General features: G+C 38.3%; 18 protein-coding genes. 11 read left to right on the top strand and 7 right to left on the bottom strand.

All coding sequences use genetic code 11. The features are described from left to right. Positions 1 to 89 precede the first annotated feature (89 nt). Positions 90 to 2162, bottom strand: a complete 2073-nt coding sequence (gene topA, locus SMUL_RS15930; RefSeq protein WP_025346247.1) for a type I DNA topoisomerase — start codon at positions 2160 to 2162, stop codon at positions 90 to 92. A 158-nt stretch (positions 2163 to 2320) separates the two neighbouring features. Between topA and SMUL_RS15925 the strand changes: the two genes are divergently transcribed. The 11 genes from SMUL_RS15925 to SMUL_RS16875 all read left to right on the top strand — a co-directional run bounded on the left by SMUL_RS15925 (position 2321) and on the right by SMUL_RS16875 (position 15829). Beyond that, positions 2321 to 3802 carry a flagellin B gene (locus SMUL_RS15925; protein ID WP_025346246.1) on the top strand — a complete coding sequence of 494 codons (1482 nt, stop codon included), beginning with the start codon at positions 2321 to 2323 and terminating at the stop codon, positions 3800 to 3802. A 140-nt stretch (positions 3803 to 3942) separates the two neighbouring features. After that, positions 3943 to 6741 (top strand): motility associated factor glycosyltransferase family protein, encoded by a 2799-nt coding sequence (locus SMUL_RS15920; protein ID WP_025346245.1) that lies wholly within the window; start codon positions 3943 to 3945, stop codon positions 6739 to 6741. Further along, a complete protein-coding gene (locus SMUL_RS15915; protein WP_025346244.1) occupies positions 6734 to 7759 on the top strand; it encodes a TDP-N-acetylfucosamine:lipid II N-acetylfucosaminyltransferase in 1026 nt (341 codons plus the stop codon). Before SMUL_RS15920 ends, SMUL_RS15915 begins: the two co-directional genes overlap by 8 nt. Further along, positions 7746 to 8828, top strand: a complete 1083-nt coding sequence (locus tag SMUL_RS15910) for a DegT/DnrJ/EryC1/StrS family aminotransferase (RefSeq protein ID WP_025346243.1) — start codon at positions 7746 to 7748, stop codon at positions 8826 to 8828. Before SMUL_RS15915 ends, SMUL_RS15910 begins: the two co-directional genes overlap by 14 nt. A gap of 14 nt (positions 8829 to 8842) precedes the next feature. Beyond that, entirely contained in the window at positions 8843 to 9550 is a 708-nt protein-coding gene (locus SMUL_RS15905) for a dTDP-4-amino-4,6-dideoxyglucose formyltransferase (RefSeq protein ID WP_235674108.1), read from the top strand. Beyond that, positions 9547 to 10260, top strand: a complete 714-nt coding sequence (locus tag SMUL_RS15900) for a class I SAM-dependent methyltransferase (RefSeq protein ID WP_025346241.1) — start codon at positions 9547 to 9549, stop codon at positions 10258 to 10260. The genes SMUL_RS15905 and SMUL_RS15900 overlap by 4 nt, the downstream gene beginning before the upstream one ends. Then, complete coding sequence (locus SMUL_RS15895; protein ID WP_025346240.1) at positions 10257 to 10925, top strand: class I SAM-dependent methyltransferase; 669 nt, start codon at positions 10257 to 10259, stop codon at positions 10923 to 10925. The genes SMUL_RS15900 and SMUL_RS15895 overlap by 4 nt, the downstream gene beginning before the upstream one ends. A gap of 73 nt (positions 10926 to 10998) precedes the next feature. Then, on the top strand, positions 10999 to 12201 hold the full coding sequence (locus SMUL_RS15890) for a glycosyltransferase family protein (RefSeq protein WP_025346239.1): 1203 nt from the start codon (positions 10999 to 11001) through the stop codon (positions 12199 to 12201). Between the two features lie 21 nt (positions 12202 to 12222). Then, the gene (locus SMUL_RS15885; protein WP_025346238.1) at positions 12223 to 12777 is read left to right on the top strand and encodes a CatB-related O-acetyltransferase; all 555 of its coding nucleotides are present in this window, start codon (positions 12223 to 12225) and stop codon (positions 12775 to 12777) included. After that, positions 12774 to 14777, top strand: a complete 2004-nt coding sequence (locus SMUL_RS16880) for an FkbM family methyltransferase (protein WP_148295313.1) — start codon at positions 12774 to 12776, stop codon at positions 14775 to 14777. The genes SMUL_RS15885 and SMUL_RS16880 overlap by 4 nt, the downstream gene beginning before the upstream one ends. Next, positions 14774 to 15829 (top strand): glycosyltransferase family 2 protein, encoded by a 1056-nt coding sequence (locus SMUL_RS16875; RefSeq protein ID WP_025346236.1) that lies wholly within the window; start codon positions 14774 to 14776, stop codon positions 15827 to 15829. Before SMUL_RS16880 ends, SMUL_RS16875 begins: the two co-directional genes overlap by 4 nt. Here SMUL_RS16875 and SMUL_RS15870 read toward each other — a convergent pair. Genes SMUL_RS15870 through SMUL_RS15845 form a run of 6 tightly spaced genes read right to left on the bottom strand, consistent with a single transcriptional unit; the run spans position 15824 to position 22527 of the window. Beyond that, on the bottom strand, positions 15824 to 18109 hold the full coding sequence (locus tag SMUL_RS15870; protein WP_025346235.1) for an HAD-IA family hydrolase: 2286 nt from the start codon (positions 18107 to 18109) through the stop codon (positions 15824 to 15826). The genes SMUL_RS16875 and SMUL_RS15870 overlap by 6 nt on opposite strands. Beyond that, positions 18106 to 19239, bottom strand: a complete 1134-nt coding sequence (gene glf / locus SMUL_RS15865) for a UDP-galactopyranose mutase (protein WP_025346234.1) — start codon at positions 19237 to 19239, stop codon at positions 18106 to 18108. The genes SMUL_RS15870 and glf overlap by 4 nt, the downstream gene beginning before the upstream one ends. After that, a complete protein-coding gene (locus SMUL_RS15860; protein ID WP_025346233.1) occupies positions 19232 to 20212 on the bottom strand; it encodes a glycosyltransferase family 2 protein in 981 nt (326 codons plus the stop codon). The genes glf and SMUL_RS15860 overlap by 8 nt, the downstream gene beginning before the upstream one ends. Further along, the gene (locus SMUL_RS15855; RefSeq protein WP_025346232.1) at positions 20212 to 21546 is read right to left on the bottom strand and encodes an ANL family adenylate-forming protein; all 1335 of its coding nucleotides are present in this window, start codon (positions 21544 to 21546) and stop codon (positions 20212 to 20214) included. The genes SMUL_RS15860 and SMUL_RS15855 overlap by 1 nt, the downstream gene beginning before the upstream one ends. Next, a complete protein-coding gene (locus SMUL_RS15850; RefSeq protein WP_025346231.1) occupies positions 21546 to 22247 on the bottom strand; it encodes an SDR family NAD(P)-dependent oxidoreductase in 702 nt (233 codons plus the stop codon). The genes SMUL_RS15855 and SMUL_RS15850 overlap by 1 nt, the downstream gene beginning before the upstream one ends. Further along, a complete protein-coding gene (locus tag SMUL_RS15845) occupies positions 22240 to 22527 on the bottom strand; it encodes an acyl carrier protein (RefSeq protein ID WP_025346230.1) in 288 nt (95 codons plus the stop codon). Before SMUL_RS15845 ends, SMUL_RS15850 begins: the two co-directional genes overlap by 8 nt. Position 22528 lies beyond the last annotated feature (1 nt).

Here is a 22528-nt window from a genome sequence, read left to right as displayed (position 1 = left end):
CTTACATGTAAAGTTGAGACTGCTTGCACATGAAGATGCACAAACAGTCAAGCACCAAGGGTGCGCAGGGTTTTATCTGTGAAAACGACTTAAGCGTCCTCTTTATGTTTGCATTTGATACATTCAAAAATTTCTTTTTTACGCAGTTCGCGTTTTGCCATGATGTAGTCACATTCTGGGCATTTTTTCTCAGTCGGTTCGTGGTTAGAGATAAATTTGCATTTTGGGTAGTTCCCACAACCAAAGAATTTACCTCTGCGTGAACTGCGCTCTAAGATAGGTCCTCCACATTCAGGACAAGGCACCGCAAGGGTTATTTTTTCCTTAGGAGCTGTTTCACTTATTTTTTTAAGGTTTTGGGTGTATTTACATGTAGGATACGTACTGCATGCAATAAACTCGCCAAAACGCCCTTTGCGTCTGACAAGCTCTTTACCACACTCTGGGCATATTTCGCCGGTGAAAACAACCACTTTTTGGCTTTCGATGTCCGTTTTACCTTTGGCAACCTGTGCTTCAAAAGGCTCATAAAATTCCCATAAAATCGCCTGCCAATCCTCTTTGTCTTCAGCGATTAAGTCAAGTCTTTCTTCCATCGTAGAGGTAAACGAGGAGTCAACAATTTGGGGGAAATGCTTTTCTAAAAGCTCGGTTACTTGAAAGGCAATTTCGGTGGGGATGATCTGTTTTTTCTCAATCGTAATGTAATCACGCGCCGTTAAAACCGAGATGGTTGGTGCATAGGTTGATGGACGACCAATGCCAAGACCTTCAAGTTTTTTAATAAGGCTCGCTTCGGAATAACGTGATGGTGGCTCTGTAAAGTGTTGGTTGGCATCAATTTTGGTCAGTTTGACCTCTTGTCCAAGTGTTAGGTCTGGCAAAAGTTTATCTTTGTCATTGTCTCCATAGACTTTATAGAAACCATCAAAAAGAAGCTTGCGACCGCTGGCTTTGAACTTTCCACTGTTGCTTTCAAACATCAACGTTTGGGATTCAAAACGTGCATTGTTCATTTGAGACGCTAAAAAACGGTTGTAGATGAGTGTATAGAGCTTGAGTTCATCAGGTTTGAGAAACTCTTTGGCAATATTTGGAGTAAATTCTAAGATAGTAGGGCGAATCGCTTCGTGCGCCTCTTGGGCACTTTTAGATTTGTTAGCATAAAAACGTGGTTTTTTAGGCAGATACGCATCACCATAGTTTTTTTTGATTTGATCACGTGCCGCTTCGATTGCTTCCTTGGAAATATTGAGGGAGTCCGTTCTCATATAGGTGATGACACCCATGACACCTTGGTGCGTTTTAACACCTTCGTACAAAGTTTGCGCGATCATCATACTTTTCTTAGGCGAATAGCCTAGGCTACTAGACGCACTTTGTTGAAGGGTTGACGTCATAAACGCAGGACTTGGTGAACTCTCACGCTCTTTTTTCTCTAAAAGGGCTACTTTAAACGTTTCTTGAAGGAGTTTTTCTTTGATCGCATGGGCACGTTCTGTGTTGGTGATCGTCATCTTTTCGATTTTTTCACCTTCAAACTCGACCAAAGAGGACTCAATGGTTTTGTTAAACAGTGCATCGATGTTCCAGAACTCTTCTTCTTTAAACGCCTTTATCTCTTTTTCACGATCCACAATGATTTTAAGACTGGAAGATTGAACGCGTCCTGCACTTAACCCTTTTTGGATTTTGGAAGAGAGGAGTGGAGAGAGCTTATACCCAACGATTCGGTCCAACAAGCGCCTCGCTTGTTGCGCGTTAATGCTGCTTGCATCTAAAACCCTAGGATTTTCAAGCGCATGGGTGATGGCATTTTTGGTAATTTCGTGAAAGACGATACGTGGAAGCGACTGTGGGTCTTTACCAATGGCAGTAGCGATATGAAAACCAATGGCTTCACCCTCGCGGTCCTCATCGGTCGCGATATAGACTTGATCAGCGGTTTTGGCAAGATCTTTGATCTCTTTGACCACAGCGGCATGATCTTTTGGGATGCGATACTCTGGTATGAACGTTTGGTTATCGATCTTGATACCAAAACTGCTTTTGGGAAGATCGCGGATATGTCCTTTGGAAGCGACAACTGTATAGTCTTTACCTAAAAAATTCTTAATCGTTTTTGCTTTAGTCGGGGATTCGACAATAATGAGATTTTTCAATTCTTTTCCATTTTACATGTAAACATTTTTGTGTATTCTATCTAAAAAAAATCTTTTTAAAAATAGCGTCTTAGATTAAAGTTTTTTTTTGAGGCGACGATCTTGTTTTCATCAAAGGCAAGGATGCCTGCGAAATACCAAAGATAAAAGGATTTATCATGAGTTTCCGTATTAATACAAACATTGCGGCTCTTACTGCGCAAACCAGCCTTAACAAAACAAGTAACAGTTTGAACGACTCGCTCTCCAAATTGTCTTCAGGTTTGAGAATCAACTCTGCAGCTGATGATGCATCAGGTATGTCAATTGCTGACTCTCTTCGTTCACAAGCTAATTCTCTTAGCCAAGCGATCTCTAATGCGAACGATGGTGTATCTATCGCTCAAATTGCGGATGGTGCGATGGATGAGCAAATTAGTATTCTTGATACTATCAAAACCAAAGCAACGCAAGCAGCACAAGATGGTCAAAGCACAAGCTCTCGTAAAGCGCTTCAATCTGACATCGCTTCTTTGTTGACGGAACTTGATAATATCGCTTCTACAACTTCGTACAACGGTAAAAGTTTGCTCTCTGGTAACTTTACCAACTCTGAGTTCCAAATCGGTGCGTATGCTAACCAAACCATTAGCATGAGTATTGGTGCAACCAGTTCTGATAAAATCGGTCAAACGCGTTTTGAAACGACTGATATGATGTCGGGTACGGGTAAAGTGTCAATGGTGTTTTCATCAGCATCGGGTGCAGACATTACGATTGCTTCTGTTATTATCAGTACTAGTGCAGGTACGGGTGTTGGTGCATTGGCAAATGAGATCAATAAAAGTACGGATGCAACAGGTGTGAGTGCAAGCTGGAGTTTGACACAAACAGGTGATTCAGCAGTTGTCTCAGGTACTACAGGAGTAATCACGATTAACGGTGTTACGATTGCCTCTTCTCTTGATGTTAAAGCAAACGATAGTAGCGGTACGTTAGTTGATGCGATCAATCAATACTCTGCAACAACAGGTGTTAGCGCAAGTGTTAACTCTGAGGGTGCACTAGAGCTTACCTCAAGCGATGGTCGTGCTATTGAAGTTGCTGGCTTAGCTAACACTACTGGTGATGCTGGAATTGCTGATGGTACCTATGCGGGTCGTTTAACATTGACAAAAGCAGGTGCAGCGGATATTAATTATACTGCTACCGTAACAAGTGGTTCCGTAAGTGTTGATACGTCTGCTAATCAAACAAGTGTTGGACTTAAAGATATGATGGGTACGATCAGCTCTTCTGTTGCAGAAGCCATGGGTGCCTTTACCAATGATTATGCTGTTGGTGCAAACGAAGATATCGGTGCGGGTGTTACAACGTATGCAGGTGCACAAGCGATGATCAAAATTGCTCAAACTGCACAAGAGTCACTTGATGGTATTCGTGCAAGTATCGGTTCTGTTCAAAATCAATTGGAATCAACGATCAGTAACATCTCTGTAACTCAAGTAAACGTTACATCAGCGGAATCTCAAATCCGTGACGTTGACTTTGCAACTGAGTCAGCAAACTACTCAAAATATAACATTCTTGCGCAATCAGGAAGTTATGCGTTGAGTCAAGCAAACTCAGTACAACAAAACGTTCTTAAATTATTACAATAATTTAAGGTTGCGTAGCGACCTTAGCTATTGTTCAGGGGTTGGTGAGGTAACTCACTAACCCCTTTTTTTATGCTTTATAGGCATGGTTTTTGCTTCATAGGTACAAAATAGGTGTTTCATCTTTACAGCAAAGGTTTTGAATGTCTTTTTACGAAATTAATTTTTCTGCCCTGCATCAGGTCAATCCAGCGTTTGCTTCGACATTACCGTTGGAAGACACGCCCCTTCATTACGAAGTTTTTATGGATGAAAATAGCATAGAGAGTCTCAATCTTGTGCATACAACGCTGTTTAAACCACTTTACGACACGGCTCCTAGCCTAGCGTTTGCTGAGCAAACAGCTTCTTTTGAAGTATTTCAAGAATACCCCTATTTCTACTTTTTTGGTTTGGGAAATGGCGTGTTGTTGAAATATTTACTCTCAAATTCTCATTTAAAGCGCATTGTGGTGATTGAGCCAGATCCGCAGATCGCTTATATTGTATTGCATATGATTGATTTTTCACAAGAGATACGCGATGGACGTTTGGTGATTTTAGGTCAAGAACAGCTGGATTTTCCTTCTATCGCACCCTTGTTTAAAGAACTTGAAGTGCAACGTTATGTTAAATTGTACTATTTGCATGTCATGACACCTTTTTATGAAGCATTTCAAGAACTGATTCATAAAAGCAATCATCTTTTTATTGAAACCATCCATCATACGATTGCTTTAGCAGGGAACGATACGACAGATGCTCTGATAGGGCTTAAACATCACATGACCAATCTGCCCTGCATCCCACATACGCCACCTCTTTTTGACCTGATTAAAAAAGTGGGTACGACGGATGTTGCGGTGCTTGTTTCCACAGGACCTTCGCTTGCGAAACAACTTCCTTTGCTTAAAAAAATAGCTCCGTATGTGAGGATATTTGCAGTCGATGCGAGTTTGCCGATCTTAATTCAACAGGGGATTAAACCTGATGTCGTAACCTCGATAGAACGTGTGGCGATTACCAGTCGTTTTTTTGAAGAGACACCCAAAGAAGCGATGAAAGGTATCATAACAGTTCTTAGCTCCTTGCAACATGCTGAAGTGATTGACAGTGTACAAGGTCATGATGTGATCATCAGTTTACGACCTTTGGGGTATATGCGCGTCACAGGTCCTAAAGAATGGGGATACATTGGTATCGGTATGAGTGCGGCGAATATGGCGTATGAACTTATTTACCACAGTCATTTTAAAACGTGTATTCTCATCGGACAAGATTTGGCGTATGGGAAAGATGGTAAAAGTCATGCGAGTGGGCATGTCTTTGGTGAAAATGATGTCAAACAGAGTGCGGTTGATGGCTGGACTGTGGCATATGGTGGTGAAGGCAAGGTCAAGACAACGGCTATTTGGAATATGTTTCGAGGATTTTTTGAAAAAGATATCGCCGAAGCCAAAGCGCGTATGGAGACGATTAATGCTACAGAAGGCGGGGCTCGTATTTTTGGGGCTATCGAGCTTCCTTTTGAAAAAGCACTCTCTTTACATGTAAAGAAAAAAAGCGCTAAAACGCCTCTCAAACTTTCTCACGTTTCTCCAAAAGAGATCACGACGATTACCCAAAATGTCATGCACACCGTTGCATCTATCGAGGAGTATCTTCGAACAACACAACACGAAGTGGAAACGCTTTTTTTAAAAGTAGCGCAAACGTGTGATGCCCTAGCTGCTAAGCACGAAGTGTCCAATGAGGCGATACACGTTTTATTGGAAGCTATTGAAGGGATAAGAGCGAAGAGTAAAGAGGAAATTTTTGATAAAGTGATCTGGCATATCGCTCAGTCAATGATGCTTGTTCAAGAGATCACTATTGCACCAATCGAAGTGCGGTATGCCCCTGATGAAGCGTCACGCCGTCAAAAAATGGTGGATCTTTTGCATACGTATAAAGGATGGCTTTTTTCATTGGCTGGATGCATCGATGCTATTGTCAAAACAATGGATTATGGCAACAACAGAGCCTTGATTCACACGGTTCATGAGATTGATGTTTGGCATGACAATACACAAATAGATACGATTACATGTAAAAATATGCAAGCTCAAAATGGACGTGTTTTTGATGCTGATATGCGAGGGATTTTATACGATGTTCCTGATGAATATTTAGGGCAAAACATGCTTTTTAAAGATGCAAAAACGGGCGAAATACTCCCTGAAGCTTTTGTGCGTGTCATTGACCGAACGGATGAGCAGTATAACAAACTACGTTTTAGGGCAAGCCTTGAAGCGCCGATCGATACAGCGAAGATCACAGATCTGTATTGCCCAAATGCGATAGGATTTTTAGCAACGGAAGAGAACTTGAATGATAAAGAGTTCGTAAGATACATTAAAGCATTGATGGTAGATTTCCCCAAATGTACGTTTAAAGCACTGTACCTTAACTCCAAGACACCTTCTCTTGTAAGCGCAAAATTTGAAACAGATTCCCTTGAAATGGTCTTGTTATTTGATATATGGGATATTTTTAAGCACGTAGAAGTGTATATGTCCAATTATGAGCGTTCATATTTTAATGATATAGAAAATACAATCGTGCAGTATTTAAGGACAAATTCAACGGATGTTATGTGCATAGGACTGGGGCTAAATCAGCAAAAGACCTCTCTACGAGAGCATGAAAATAAGAACCCTCAGTATTTTGGCAATTTTTTTGATCATCTAGAGGCATTAGGATTTAGTAACGAGGATAGTGAAAAATATGGACATACCTTCCATGAAATTTACTATAAAAAAGCCAGTGAATATTATGATGTAGATATTGATTTCAACTTAAATGAGACTGTATCAAGAGCGTATGTTTATTGGAATCTAAAGCTTGGTTTGAAAAATCATCAATTTTTCAAAAACAACATTAAGTTTGTGAGACAGATGTTAAAGTTTATGATTCATGAATGAGGCTACAATCTTACATGTAATGATACTTGACAAGTTTCTTCCCTCTTTTATTGACTTTATAGATGAACATTTTGGAAGAGAGAATCACCACTATGTATTTATTACAAGTGAAAAATATGAATATGGACTCACAAAAGAGCATAATGTTGAATTTTTACATACAGATGATGATATTTTTATAACGCTTTTGGAGTGTATGATACAGGCAAAAAAAATTATACTCCACGGCCTTTGGCGAGATAAAATTGATCTTTTATTGTATTCGAATCAAACATTGCTCAAAAAATGCTATTGGGTTATGTGGGGTGGGGATTTTTATTTTCCTGAGACGAAAAGCGTGATGAGAAAAGAAGTGATCAAAAAGATGGGGCATTGCATACCTGTCAATTATGGCGATTATCTGTATATTAAAGAACATTATACTTCTAGCGCGATCTATCATGAGTGTTTAAATTATCCAAGATCTATTTTAATTCAAAATAAAGACTTTAGTGTCGAGAGAAACAAGGATAACGTGAAAAAAGTTTTAGTTGGGAATTCGGCAACTCAAACAAATTTTCATTTTGAAATTTTTGACAAATTACGTGGCACGAATAATATTGAAGTTTATGTCCCTTTATCGTATGGCGATAAAGATTATGCAAAAGAAGTTATTGCCTATGGTAGAAAATGTTTTCAATATTTTTATCCACTTGTTCATTCAATGGACTCGTCTTCTTATCAATTATTTTTAGAAACCATGGATGTTGCAATCTTCAAACATAACCGACAACAAGCCGTTAGTACGATGATGTCATTGCTTGGTATGGGTAAAACAGTTTATATGTCAAAAATTCCAACAACATGGGAGATGTTTGCACATTTAGGAATGTTTATTAAAGATATTGATATATTTACAGCGCTGGATGAAATTTCAACAGCTGAGGCTCGTTTTAATATTTCGACGATTAATGATACTTTTTCTGAGAGAAAAGCAGCTTATGCATGGGGAAAGGTTTTTAGCTATGGGAGTGATTAATGTTACCAAAACATATTTGCCAAACAAAGAAAAATACAAAAGTTATATTGATGAAATATATGCTAATGGGTGGGTGACCAATAATGGTTCATTAGTACAAAGACTTGAAAAAAAATTGGCTGAATACTTAGGCGTAAAAAACATTGTTCTTGTGTCAAATGGTACAGTTGCCCTTGAAATAGCCTATAGAACACTGGGATTAAAGGGCTTTGTTATAACAACTCCTTTTAGCTTTGTTGCAACAACAAGCTCTCTTGTGACCAATGGGCTTTTGCCTATTTTTGCAGATATTGATAAGCAAACCTTTAATCTAAATCCCAAAAATATAGAGAAACTCATTACGCCTAATACTTCTGCTATTCTTCCTGTTCATGTCTTTGGTAATGCTTGTGATGTGGAAGCAATAGATAAGATATCTAAAAAGTATCATTTGAAAGTGATTTATGATGCGGCACATGCTTTTGGTGTAAGATATAAAGATCAAAGTATCTTGAATTATGGAGAGATATCAACCCTTAGTTTTCATGCCACAAAAATTTTTCATACCATTGAAGGTGGGGCATTGATCATTAACGATGATGCCTTGGTAAAAAAGGCGAGATATCTTATAAATTTTGGCATTAAGAATGCTGAGGAGATACCAGAGCTTGGAACCAACGCAAAAATGAATGAGTTTGAAGCGGCAATGGGTCTTTGCATCTTAGATGATATAGAAGCAATACATCAGAAGCGAAAAATCGTTTATGAAAGGTATCGATGTGAATTACACAATGTTGTACAAATGCAAACACAAAATCATAATGCTACCCAAAATTATGGTTATTTTCCTGTAGTTTTTAAAAATGAAACGCAACTTAAGAAAGTGGAAACAGTCCTTAGAAAACAAAATATTTTTACTCGAAGATATTTTTACCCTTCTCTTGATACGTTACATTACATAGAGCCAAAACAGTACATGTCAATATCAAGAAATATTGCAAGCAAGATTTTGTGTTTACCAATGTATGGCGAGTTATCTGAAGATATTCAAAAAAACATTATAGATAGCATTAAGAGAGCTGTGGTATGAAAAGATTCTTTGTAGTGATTGATAATAAATTTATTTATGAGCAATTTACAAAAATTTTTCAAAAAAGAGGATTTTTGGTAGATTATTATTGCAGTCCAAAAAGTGATGCAATCTTTCGAGAAGAGATCGAAAGCAGTAAAATTGTACCAATAATTTTAAAAAATAATTACAATCACTTAATAGATAGTGGATATGTTTTGGGTATGTCTTGTCATTCAAAGCAAGTCTTCCCGCGAGAACTTGTCACGAGTATTCGATGTATAAATATTCATCCAGGATTTAATCCTTATAATCGCGGGTGGTTTCCACAAGTATTTTCCATCATAAACAAATTGCCTATTGGTGTAACAATTCATGTTATGGATGAAGAGATAGATCATGGTGATATTATCGTCCAAGAAGAGATGGAGACATTGCCAGATGATAGATCATTTGAGGTGTACAAGCGAATTTTAAATAAAGAAATTCAATTATTAGAAAAATATATTGATGTTATTGTCTCTAACCGTTATACGACAATTAAACCTTCGCAGGAAGGAAATTATAATTCTATTCAAGACTATCATAATATTTGTAAGATTGATCTTGCTAAAAAAGTTACAATGAAAGAAGCGATAGATTACTTAAGAGCAATGACGCACCCTCCGTATGAAAATAGCTATTTTATTGATGAGAATGGAGATAAAATTTTCATCTCAATAAATTTAAAAAAAAATCCATGAAAAAAATTATTTTAAACCCAAGTCAAAAACATACAAATAGAAAATCTTATAATTGGTTAATTTATGATAATTTTGATAGATGGCTCAATGCGTATGCGCGTTATTACAAAGGGGTTTTAGTTGATTTGGGATGCGGTGAAGCACCTTATAAAGAATATTTTTTATCATACGTTGATCAGTATATCGGAGTTGATTGGACGCATACATTGCACAATTCAAAAGCCAATGTCATCTCTGATTTAAACGGTAAAATCCAGTTAGAAAATCATTTTGCAGATACTGTCATCTCGTTTTCTGTGATGGAGCATCTCTGTGAGCCTCAAATTTTCTTAGATGAAAGTTATCGAATCTTGAAAAATGGTGGATATATGATTCTCCAAGTTCCTTGGATGTGGTGGGTTCATGAATCGCCTTATGATTATTTCCGATATTCTCCGTATGGATTAAAATACATCTTTGAAAAAGCAGGTTTTAGGGATATCCATGTACAACCTATGAGTGGATTTTTTACAATGCTGTCTTTAAAAATGAATTATTTTAGTTTACGATGGATTAAAGGCTCTCTCCTGCGACGATTTTTAACACAATGTTTACTGATACCCCTTTGGTATACAAGCCAAAAATTAGCACCGATATTCGATAAACTCCATCGAGGATGGTCTCTTGAAAGTGTTGGATTTTTTGTAATAGCTAGAAAAGGAGATACATGAATAGATATTGCCCTATCTGTCAACAAAATTCCGAGAGTTTTAAACCGTTCGGTCATATCGCGCGTGATGATGCTATGTGCCCTATCTGTGGCGCAGTTGAAAGACATCGTCTCAGTTGGTTATTTCTAGAAAAAAAAATAACTCCTCAAGAATATAAAAATAAAAAAATGTTACATATTGCGCCTGAAAATGTTTTGAAAAATAAGTTTGGGACAATCTTTGGAGAAGAAAATTATATAACAGCCGATCTCACGGATAAACGTGTTAAAGTTAAAATGGATATCACAAACATTGCATACCCACATGAATCATTTGATTGTATCTTTTGTTCTCATGTCCTAGAACATATTGTTGATGATAGAAAAGCAATGAAGGAGTTGCATAGAGTTTTGAAAAATGATGGTTGGGCTATTTTGCTTGTTCCTATTGTCTCAAAAGGGAAGACGGAAGAAGATTTTTCTGTTGTTACAAAAGAGGAACGAATGAAACATTATGGAGACCCTGATCATGTAAGAAATTATGGGATCGACTATAAAAATAGATTAGAAGAGTGTGGTTGGAGTGTAGAAGTGATTTGTGCAAAAGATTTTTTAGATGCTCAACAGATTACGTTAATGGGTATTACGAAAGCCTCTGGAGAGATTTATTTCTGCACAAAGGGCTAAAATGTTAAAAATCATATCATGAGATTGTTATTATGATACATCAACTGAAAAAATAATGAAAGTAAAGCAAACTATGATACTAGCGCCTATTGTACTATTTGTCTACAATCGCTTATGGCACACTCGTCAAACAGTAGAAGCACTCCAAAAAAATGAAACAGCGGGTGATAGTCAATTATTCATCTTTAGTGATGGTGCAAAAGATGAAGATTCATTGCGAGAAGTTGAAAATGTGAGAGCGTATCTAAAAACCATAAAAGGGTTTAATAAAATCACTATTATTGAAAGAGATATAAATTGGGGATTAGCTGACAATATTATTGATGGAGTGAGCGCCATTATCACCAAATATGGCAAAGTTATAGTGTTAGAAGACGATATTGTTACTAGTCCTCAATTTTTAAATTTTATGAACAATGCTCTCATCTTTTATGAAAATGAGAAACGAGTATGGCATATAAGTGGTTGGAATTATCCTATTGAAACAGCACATTTGGAAGACACTTTTTTATGGCGGGCAATACAATGTTGGGGATGGGCAACTTGGCAAGATAGATGGAAACATTTTGAAAAGAATCCTCAACACTTAATAGAGAATTTTACACAAGAGGATATCTATGCTTTTGATCTCGAAGGGATAAATTTTTTCTGGCAACAAGTAATAAAAAATGCAAAAAATCAGATCAATACGTGGGCAGTTTTTTGGTACGCAACTTTTTTTAGACATAAAGGGCTCTGTCTTAGCCCTTCACAGACATATGTTTATAACATAGGGTTTGATGGTTCTGGTATTCACTGTGATACGAATGATATTTATACGGGAGTATTAAATACAAAACAAACGGTAACCTACACCCACCAAATAGAAGAAAATGAAATTGCGCTCAATCGCATAAAACTTTTTTACAGAGAGAATATCCAAATAAAAAATGACACGATTGCATTTTCAAAAAGCTTGGGAATTGTATACAATTATTTATCTACACTAAAACGCGATGATAAGTACTATATTGTTTATGGTGCAGGCTTCGGAGCAAAATTGATTATTAACTTTATGCCTACATCCATTGTTTATATGATTGATCAAGACATTTCTAAGCAGGGCGATTTTATAGAAAATATTCCTATCTATTATTTAGATTCGTTGCATAAAAATCCTGAATATCAGATTTTGATTAGTCCATTTGGTAGGGCAAAAGAGATTATGTCAACATTACATGTAATGTACAATGTTCCTATGGAACGTATGGTGTCTCTTGATATTCTAAACGATTAATGGAAGAGGAGAAAAGTAAAAATGATTGAATCATCCGAGGATGTACGCATATTTCCAAATAATGTTGAGGTAGGCCCATATACCTATATTTGCAATGGATGCAGTTTAAGTAACACACGGATAGGAAAATTTTGTTCTATTGCCCCAGCAGTAAGCAGTGGCATTGGTAAGCATCCAACAACAGAATTTATATCAACATATCCTGCCTTTTTCTCTGAAAACAATATTGGATGCGGGGTGAGTTTTGTAGAAGAACAGCTCTATGAGGAACACACACCTGTAATTGTTGGCAATGATGTGTGGATTGGATTACGGGCGATTTTGCTTAATGGGGTTACAATAGGGAATGGTGCTATTATCGCAGCGGGAGCTATCGTAACAAAGGATGTTCCTGCATATGCTATTGTTGGTGGCGTTCCTGCAAAAATTATTTCTTATCGGTTTAGTCCTGAACAAATTGAGTTTCTCGAAAATTTCCGCTGGTGGGATAAAGACATAGCATGGATTAAATCGCATGCGAAAGACTTTAAATCAGAACTTTTTTTTGAAAAATATTTTGTGAAATCGGAACCATGATGCTAGGAGTAAATTTCCCAAAAATTACGATTGTTACCGTCACATACAATGCTGAACAGTATTTAGAGCAAACAATTCAAAGCCTACTAAGCCAAGACTATCCAAATCTTGAATATATTATTATTGATGGTGGAAGTACGGATAGGACTGTGGATATTATTAAACACTACGAAGCAAACCTTATGTATTGGATTAGTGAGCCTGATGGGGGTATGTATCATGCTCTTCAAAAAGGATTTGAGAAAGCAACGGGAGACATAATGGCGTGGTTGAATGCTGATGACATGTATCATGCTAAAGCATTGTTTAACATCGCTAATATCTTTACTGCATTACCAACCGTTCAGTGGTTAACAGGAATGAATACACTATTTGATGAACAAGGACGAACCGTTCTTGTTCGAAGGCCCCATCAACGTTCTTGGTACGATATGTTTCTAACGCCTCAACTGCATATTCAGCAAGAGTCAACATTTTGGCGAAGAGAATTATGGGAAAAAGCAGGTGGTAAAGTTGATACTTCATTAAAATATGCTGGAGATTTTGAGCTATGGTTGCGTTTTTTTAAACATACTCGATTGTTTGAAGTAGATACATTGATAGGAGGTTTTCGCGTACGAGAGGGTCAACTTTCACGGTTGCATCAGCAAGAGTATGGGGATGAATGTGAATATGCACTTCAAAGAGAACGAGAGAAACTCTCTTTTTTTGATCAGTGTCATTTAAAGACGATGCAAAAAATAAAATTAGAGATTCAGAACCAAGGGTTAACCAAAGATTCCATTGAAAAGAAAGAAATTAGCATAAGAGAAATCGCTCAATATCCTTTTAAAATTATTTTTGATTTTCAAAAAAAAGAGTTCGTATTACAAGGAGAGATAATGTCACAGATAGATGAGCTTCAACACAGAATGAAAACAAACCATAAAAATCTTGGTGAATACCTTCACTATCTTAAAAATGACCATCTTTTTTATCCTGAAGTTGTGGTAGATGTAGGAGTGGCCTTTGGAACAGGGGAGATCTATGAGGTGTTTCCAGAATCGACTATCGTGCTTGTTGAGCCTTTAGAAGAGTGTTCGCATTATCTTGATGCTATTGCAAATCGCTATGAAGATGTGCATATTTATAAAGTTGCTGCTGCTAAAAAATCTCAAAAACTCTCCTTTTTTGTTCATCCTGATTTGGTTGGATCTTCTTTATACCAAGAGAGTGAAGGGGATGTAACAGATGGAGAGTGTCGAGAAGTTGATGCAGAAAGATTGGATGTGCTGTGTGCGGAACATGTCACAGGTAGTCGAAAAGTTTTTTTAAAAATTGATGTTCAAGGTGCTGAACTGGATGTATTGGCAGGATATGAAAAGCTGTTAAAAAATACAGAGGTTATTGTCTTAGAAGTTTCTTTACATCCGTTTTTTAAACATGGTCCTCAGCTCCATGAGGTCATAGCGTATATGCATACAAAAGGTTATGTGGTTCATGGAATTTTTGGATTTTTACATCGACCCCTTGATGGTGCTTTAGCGCAAGTTGATGTGGCTTTTGTAAAGCAGAATGGACAATTTAGACAGTTTTCTCAATTTGCAACTTCTGATCAAAGAGGGTTGCTAAATCAAGTAATGTGTTCGTCAAAAAACAATCATCACCAGTTTGCATCCAATTATTCTAAAATAGCTTTTCAACAGAATTTTAATGCTCTTATACATCATATTCAAGAACTTGGAGCTTTAAATGCTTCTTATTTGATTTATGGGCATGGTGCTGTAGGTAGAACTATCCAAGCGTTGATTCCCGATAAAATCGTTGCCTTTATTGATCAAAAAAGTAATGAGCTTGCAAAAGAGATTAAAAAAGGAGGCGTATACAACCCTTCCAATCTTTCAAATATACCGTTTGATAAAATCATTATTTCCGTTTTGGGCAGAGAAGAGGAGATAGAACACTATCTTACCCAAACGTTACATGTAAACCAAGAAAAGATTATAAGACTTTCTGTATGAGCACATTGCCAAAAATTACGGTAGTAACGGTCACATACAATGCTGAGAAACTTCTTGAGCAAACGATTCAAAGCGTTATAGCGCAAGATTATCCGTTGGTAGAATACATCATCATTGACGGCGGTTCAACGGATGACACGGTAGCGATTATTAAAAAATATGAAAAATATTTAGCCTATTGGGTCAGTGAACCCGATAACGGAATCTACGATGCGATGAACAAAGGCGTTATGAAAGCAACGGGAGCGTGGATCAATTTTATCAATGCTGGAGATACATTTACGACGCAAGAGACGATTCAAACATGTGCAAAGGCATTTCAAAACGATATAGCTATGGTGTATGGCGGGATTAATGTTGGCAATGAAAAATGCCACGGTTTTGTCTATCAACCTCCATTGGATTTAGCGTTGTACTTCAAACGTATGCCGTGTTGCCATCAAGCTATCTTTTTTAAAACAGCGTTAGTAAAGCATTATCGATTTAATACCTTATTTAAAATTAACGCTGATCTTGATTTGATTTTGAAGTTGTATCACGCGGGGCATTCTTATGTAAAATTAGAGATACCGGTTATTAATTTTTTATTGGGCGGTATCCATACGCAAGATGTTCCAAGAGGTTATTTGGATGAACTGTATGTGACATCGCAGTATATGAAGACATGCAATGCTATTTATGAGCACGAAGCGTATCAATGTTTGCGAGATGCGCAAACAGACTCTTCCTCGTACATGTGCGTTTCTATCGCTCTGGGGAAAATTGTCTCACAACTTGAAACACTCAAAAGCAAATACTCAAAAATTGCAGTTTACGGATACGGTGGTACGGGAAAGCTTATAGCCTCTTTTTTAGGACCTAGCGTAGCGTGCATTTTTGACCTTGATGCTAAGGCGATTAATAAAACGCATGTTTTTCACCCGCTCTCTTACCGTGAAATCGACTATGATACGATCCTTATTAGTCTTTTGGGAAGAGAGAGTGAAGTGCGAACCTATTTAATAGAACAGATCGGTATAGAAGAGCGTCAGATTTACAGCTTTGATTTATGATGTCACAACTACAATCTGCTTGGCGGTTGTCTTGCTAAAATCTTCAATTTTCTTTTGGATGCTTTGCCCATAAACGCCACTGGCAATTACAATGACAGCTTCTTTTTTGTCGCGCAATGCCTCTTCCAAGGAGAATACGCGAAAATCTTCGGAGATAAACGGTTGAATTTCTGCACGTGAGTCTATCACCGCTTCAATGTGAATATCTCTTACATGTAAAAAAGGAAGAAGCTCTTTAAACAGATCGCCTGCTCCGTAAATCATGATTTTTTTTGGTTTTAAAGCACCCAATTTTTCTAAAAGGGTGTCGATGACTTTTTGATTGGGATGTGTGTTCGTGCCATAAAAGGGTAGAAGAAAGTTTTGATTGATGGTGGTAAGAACACCTTGTGGCCAAATACAGTGCTGTTTCATGTGTGAGGGATTGGCTAAAAAGTGTTTGTAAAAGACCTCTTCTCCTTGGCGTTTAACCTGTGCAATCTGCTCAGGTTGAATAATCGTATAGCGGTGACTACTTCCTCTGCCTTCATCGTACTCCAAAGCTCCCAAAAATTTAACCTCTTCGTGTGTTGGAAGCTCAATGAGGCGTGAAAGCATCAGTGCTAAATGCTCTCTTGAAAAGGTTTTGGAAGGAAGAGAATAGTCGCGAGCAAGGCTAAAAAAGCTCTCAATGCCTGCATGTAAAGCATTTTGGATGGTTTTCATAGAGAGATCGTTGCACGCTAAGTACTCCGTTTGAGCAGAACTCTTTGTATATCCTACGGTCGTTGGGTGCTCACCGTTGAGCAGTATTTCAATAAAATCGGGTGTTCGCGCAATGCACTCTAAGGCATGAGCTGTTTTGGCGTTGTGTGGTAAAAAGGAGAGTGTATGCTGGTGATTTAAATTTTGGTAACCGCGTACACTTTGATAAAAAAGAATCGAAGTATGCGGTTTTGTTTTAGGGGAAAATAAAGGGTGTAAGTTTTTTAAAACACTTCCGCCTCCACCAAAATCAATCAAGGCGGATGAAGTGTTTACATGTAACGTGTCAAGGTAAGCACACAAGAGCTTTTTTTGCGCCCCAAACGCATCACTGATCCTCTTTTTGTTTGCATTTAGCTCTTCTTGAACATGCTCTAAAAGAGGTTTTCCCTCTATGTATAGGGTTGGAAGCATCTCATAGGAAAGATCGCCATAAGCGTGCAGAGCGCTCGTCTCAAATGGGATAAAAAAGTTTTCGTAAAGATCTTTAAGCGTGAGTCCTTTAAATGTATCTGGCTTTAGACTGCCAATATCGTCTGGCATGAGCGTGAGAAATTGAGTGGATCTTCGAGAAGCATACACACGATCTGTTGCGATATGCGGATAGAGCTTTTGAAAATAGTGTTGAAAGATGGCACCTTCTCGCATAAGAAATAAGAGCTTGTCCAGTCCAAACTGGTGTGAACACGCCAAAAGCCAATGACTCAATTCTCCTATAATCGGAGCAAAAAGAGAAGCGCCTAGTCTGAAGTAAAATCGCTCTAGGGCAGTGTCATAGGGATTGCACAGAAGACTCAGTGTGCGTACATGATTGCCGTGGGGTAAAACTTCTTTGAGATAGAGCGCTTCATGGTGCATCGCCTCTTTTTCATTGCTCTCTAACCCATAGTAAAGTGTTGCTATGCCAAAGCTTTTCGCTATGGAAATATCGGCATTTGGGTTGTCCCCAATGTGTAAAAGCTGGGATGCTTTTATGTTTAAATCATCCATTACATGTAAAAAAAGCTCTCCCGTTGCTTTGCTTTTTTGCTGTTCGCACGAAACGTAGATGTGAGAGATTTTGTTGAGGTTTTTAAGTTGAGACAGGGCAATGGATGTGATTTCTTGTGTACTCAGGTACATATCGGAAATTAAAATAATTTGCTTGCCTGCTGAATGTGCCATGTCAATCCATCGTTCGAGTTGAGGATTGAGCACCAAAACATCACGTTCTGTTTGGAGTTCTATCTCTAAAAAACGATTTTTTTGCTGTAAAGGAATTGGAAGAGCGTCGTAAATTTCCGCAAGGCTGGCCTCTTTGCCGCCTGCTTTGAGCGTGCGCTCCGTAGTACGTCGATAATGCGCAAAAGAAGAGGGCGTATCAAACCATGCGCGTACTTCTTCATGCATTCCCATAATTTCAAAAACCATTGAGGGCGTACCGCATGTTCGAAAAAAGAGAGTGTCAAAGATGTCGAAAGAGACAATCTGAATTGCTGGATTTTCAAGATAACGATGAAACGTTTGCTCGATCAACGCATGCTCAAAATACTTCATACGTTGCCTACGGTATTTAATGCATGAAGAACGATGTCGTCCATATCGTAATAGCGATACTCCGCAAGCCTTCCTATGAGTGTAAGGTTGGAGAAGTGCTGTGCTTTTTGCATGTATTGTGTATATTGTGCCTGATTTTTATCGTTAAAAATAGGATAATACGGAACGGTTATCTCTTTACGATGCTCTTTGGGATACTCTTTTAAAATGGTCGTTTTTGGGCTTAGGGTAGGATGAATATGCTTGAATTCTGTGATGCGAGTATAGTCATGATCATTGGGGTAATTTATCGTTGCAGCCTCTTGAAAATAGGCTTGATCAATCGTTTCAAATACCATCTCTGTTGTGCGGTATGGCAATGCATCGAAACAATAATCAAAGAGTGCATCAACAGCTCCTGTATAAAGAACCTTACATGTAAAATCATTTCTAAAGCCAATACGATTTTCACGCCAACACACTTCATTTAAAAAATCTTTTTGGAGTTCAACCGTAATATTAGGGTGATCCAATAAAGCTTCAAAAAGTTTTGTATAGCCATTTTTGGGTATGGCTTGGAATGTATCGTTAAAGTAGCGATTATCACGTCCGATAAAAATGGGCACGCGTGCGGTGACCGTACTATCGATCTCTTGAGGTGACAATCCCCACTGTTTTGCCGTATAGTGTAGGAAAAGGTTTTCATAAATAAAATCTGCCAACATCCGTAAGTCGTCATCAAAATGTTTTTTAAGATCTAAAATAGGCACTTTGGTATTGGGGGCATAATAGTGTAAAAGTTTTTGTTGAAACCTCGTTGCATCCAACGGAGCAAAAAGTGCTTCAATGGTGTTGAAATTAAAAGGAATAGGAACATTTTTCCCTTTGATATGAGCCAAAACGTTATGTTCATAAGGTGTCCACTCTGTAAAGCGTGAGAGATACTCCCACACCTCTTTTGAAGAGGTATGAAACAGATGCGGTCCGTAGCGATGCACGACGATGCCGTTTTCATCGACTTCATCGTAGCAGTTACCGCCGACATGTGCTCTTTTTTCAATCACGAGAACTTTTTTGTTATGCTGTGTTGCTAAAAGATTGGCACTGACTGCGCCTGCAAAACCGGCTCCTATAATGACATAATCATACATGTAAAAGTCTTTTGGCTTTGGTATTGTCAAAATGGCCTCGAAGTCCATCTAAAATAGAATGTGTCGCGAAGCGTAAACGTAGCCATTTGTGATCATCGTATAGCAGAATATCTTTGCATAACGTACCATAGAGTTTAAGAATATCGAGCCATACGAAAGGAGTTTTACTGTATTGGATAGCAATATAAATAGAATTTCTTAATCCAAAATATTTCAGCCACAATACCTCAAAACGAATGCGATTTTTATGAAACCCAAAAAATCGGCGCTCAATTTTCTCATTTTGGCGTTTCTCTTTATGGTAAATCTTACTCTCATTGACTAAAAGGATTTTTCCTAAAGTTGCTAAGCGTAAGCTATATTCTGTATCGTCATGGTGAATAAAAAACTCTTTTTTAGGAAGTCCAATTTTTTTCATCGCATTGCTAGAAATCAAAATACCTACGAAAGAGGCCATATCAATCTCAACAGTTTTTTTTAAAAAGGTTTCTACTGAAAGAGGACGTTGAAAAGAGGGTAATGTCTGTTTATAGTTAAATTGCCCCCTATGCCCGAAGGTTGAAAGCGTATGTTTCTCTTTTGTTCCAATAAACACAGAAGGCGCATATGCAGGATAGGAAGCATTAAGAGAGATGGCTTCTATAAGTTTTTCCAAAGCAGTGTATTCTGGCTCAGCATCATCATCCATTAACCACATAAAATCATATTCATACGCAGATGCATACGCGCATCCTGCATGAAATCCTCCTGCTCCACCTAAATTCGTGTCAAGCTTCTGATAGCAAAGATTCTCAAAAGAGGTGTATCCTTCTTTGATAAGATTAGCCTCCGTTCCATCTGTAGAAGCATTGTCTATCACTAAGATATCTGTTGGATAGGTTTGATGCAATAAGCTATCTATACACTCCTTTAAAAGAGCATAACGATTATAGGTTACCACAATGGTACAAATTTTAGGATGCATCGATGTCATTAACCGAGTCTCATTTTCTTAAAGCGTTCACTAAAGTGCGTCTGTTCTACAACAGTCACATGCGTTGGGATTTTATAACCATCCAATCGTGATTTGCAAAAAGCGCGGATCATTTTTTTAATGGACGTTGCCTCTTTTGGGTCTTTTAAAACCACTTCAACGGCGACACTTTGCCCTGTAATGGCATTAGAGATCGCACTTACCATGCAGTCTTGCACTTCGGGCATCATCAAAATGACCGATTCGACCTCGTTGGGTAACACTTTTTGTCCGCCGACATTGATGACCTCTTTTGCACGTCCAATGATGCGAAGAAATCCATCTTCGCTCTCTTCGACAAGATCGCCCGTGTCAAACCATCCCTCGTGAAAACTCTCCATAGACGCATTGAGATAGCCTAAAATTTGCGTATCGCTTTTGAGCCACAAGGTGTGATTGACGATTTTGTATTCACACGACGCATCTTCAATACGCATCAGCGTAGAATCAGAAGCTTTGGAAGATGTTGTCGCGATGCCTGTTTCACTGGTGCCAAATGTTTGTAAAAACTTTATTTTTGGAAAAACAATTTTGAGTTTACTCAACAGAGATTCTGGCATGGTCTCTGTGCCATATGTGATCATTCTGAGAGAAGACACATCGTAACGCTCATGTGCTCCACTCATCAAAATCAGGTTTAAAAACGTGGGCGAAGAGGGCAATACGGCAACATGATAACGTTCGATAAGCGAACAAATATGTTCAGGATTGCGATTATGAGGTATCACCATGGTTGCGCCCATAGAGAGAATGTTGAGCATGGTATTGAGTCCACCGATATGGTCAAACATCAAGAAAAGAAGCATCACTAAAGTTTTACTTTTTTTCAGCTCATAATGGGCTACAAGATGGGAAAGATTGTGCACCATGGCTTTTGGTTTTCCGGTACTGCCACTGCTAAAAAGAATCAATCCTGCATCGCCCATTTTTTGAAGGTTTGCAAGCATCGGATGAGGTGTTGCATTGTTGGTATGAGCGGTCACAACGAAAGATTCGCCATGATAGGCGATACTATACGAACATTGTGCAATCGCAATTCGCTCATTTATCTCTGCGGGTGTGGTGCTTGTTATGGGGGTGATGATTGCTTTTTTTTCATAAAGTGCACTAAAAAGTGCAATAGCCTCAAAGCTATAATCTGAAAGAATAGCAACGCTTGAGCCTTCAGGAATGTTGTCAAGCAGTGTCTTTTGATATACCAAAGCACGTTTGATAAGATCATCGTACGTATAGGAGTGGTCATCATGATCTATAATGGCAATTTTTTGATCAAAAAGAGCTAATTTACTAAGCATCAGCGATGTACTCCTCCAAGATGAATAATCTGCGCAGTGATAAAATCACTTTTATCGTCTATCAAAAAATCGATGACATGCTTAATATCGTCAAAAGTGCCAAATCGTGCAATCGCTTGTTGGGCAAGAAGGGATGCCATCTTCTCTTTTGGTACCGCTTTAATCAGATCGGTTTCGATCGGTGTTGGGGCTATCGCATTGACGGTAATGCCAAAAGGAGCAAGCTCTTTAGCCGTTGTCTCTGTTAGGTTTTCGATGGCTGCTTTACTCGCTGCATAGATCGCTTCGCCTTCAAGCCTTAATGCTGTCGCAATGGTTGAATAATTGACAATGCGCCCTTTTTTTTGTTTCATCATTGCTTTGGAAACTTCTCGAAGAAAGAGAAATGTTCCGACGATATTGGTTTGAAGAATCGCATTGAGCGTGGATAGCGAGGTTGTAAGCGTATGGTTCATACTCGCAATCCCTGCATTATTGAGTAGCACATCGATACGACCAAACTCTTTTTTGACACTTCGAACCATTGCCACCACAGCCGTTTCATCCGCAACATCCAAGATAAAATGTCGGTAGTGTGGATCTGCAAGGGTTGTGGCTTCACGACTGCACCCAATCACGGTATGCCCTTCGCTGAGATAGGCTTCACACAACGCATACCCAATACCTTTACGGCTTCCTGTGATGATGATGATTTTAGGCATTGAGGAGCTTTTCAATATAGGCAGAGAGCGTTTCTACGGTTCGAAACGGAGAGACTTTTTGGCTCATGGCTTTTTCATCTGCTAAAACAATGTTTTTGCCATAGTGTTCCGATACCTTTTCCTCAATGTCCGCGATAAAGGAGACAAGGGCAAGGCTATCTAGTACGCCATTGCCTCCAAAAAGTTTGGTAGCAAGGCTTGGATGCTCAAGGGAAGGCTCTTGGAGCTCTTCATTAAACTCTTGAAGTGCCGCTATGATGATGTCTGTAATCTTATCCATA

This window comes from Sulfurospirillum multivorans DSM 12446 (genome assembly GCF_000568815.1).
GTDB classification, from domain to species: Bacteria; Campylobacterota; Campylobacteria; order Campylobacterales; family Sulfurospirillaceae; genus Sulfurospirillum; species Sulfurospirillum multivorans.
This window is presented reverse-complemented; position numbering and strand designations above follow the sequence as displayed.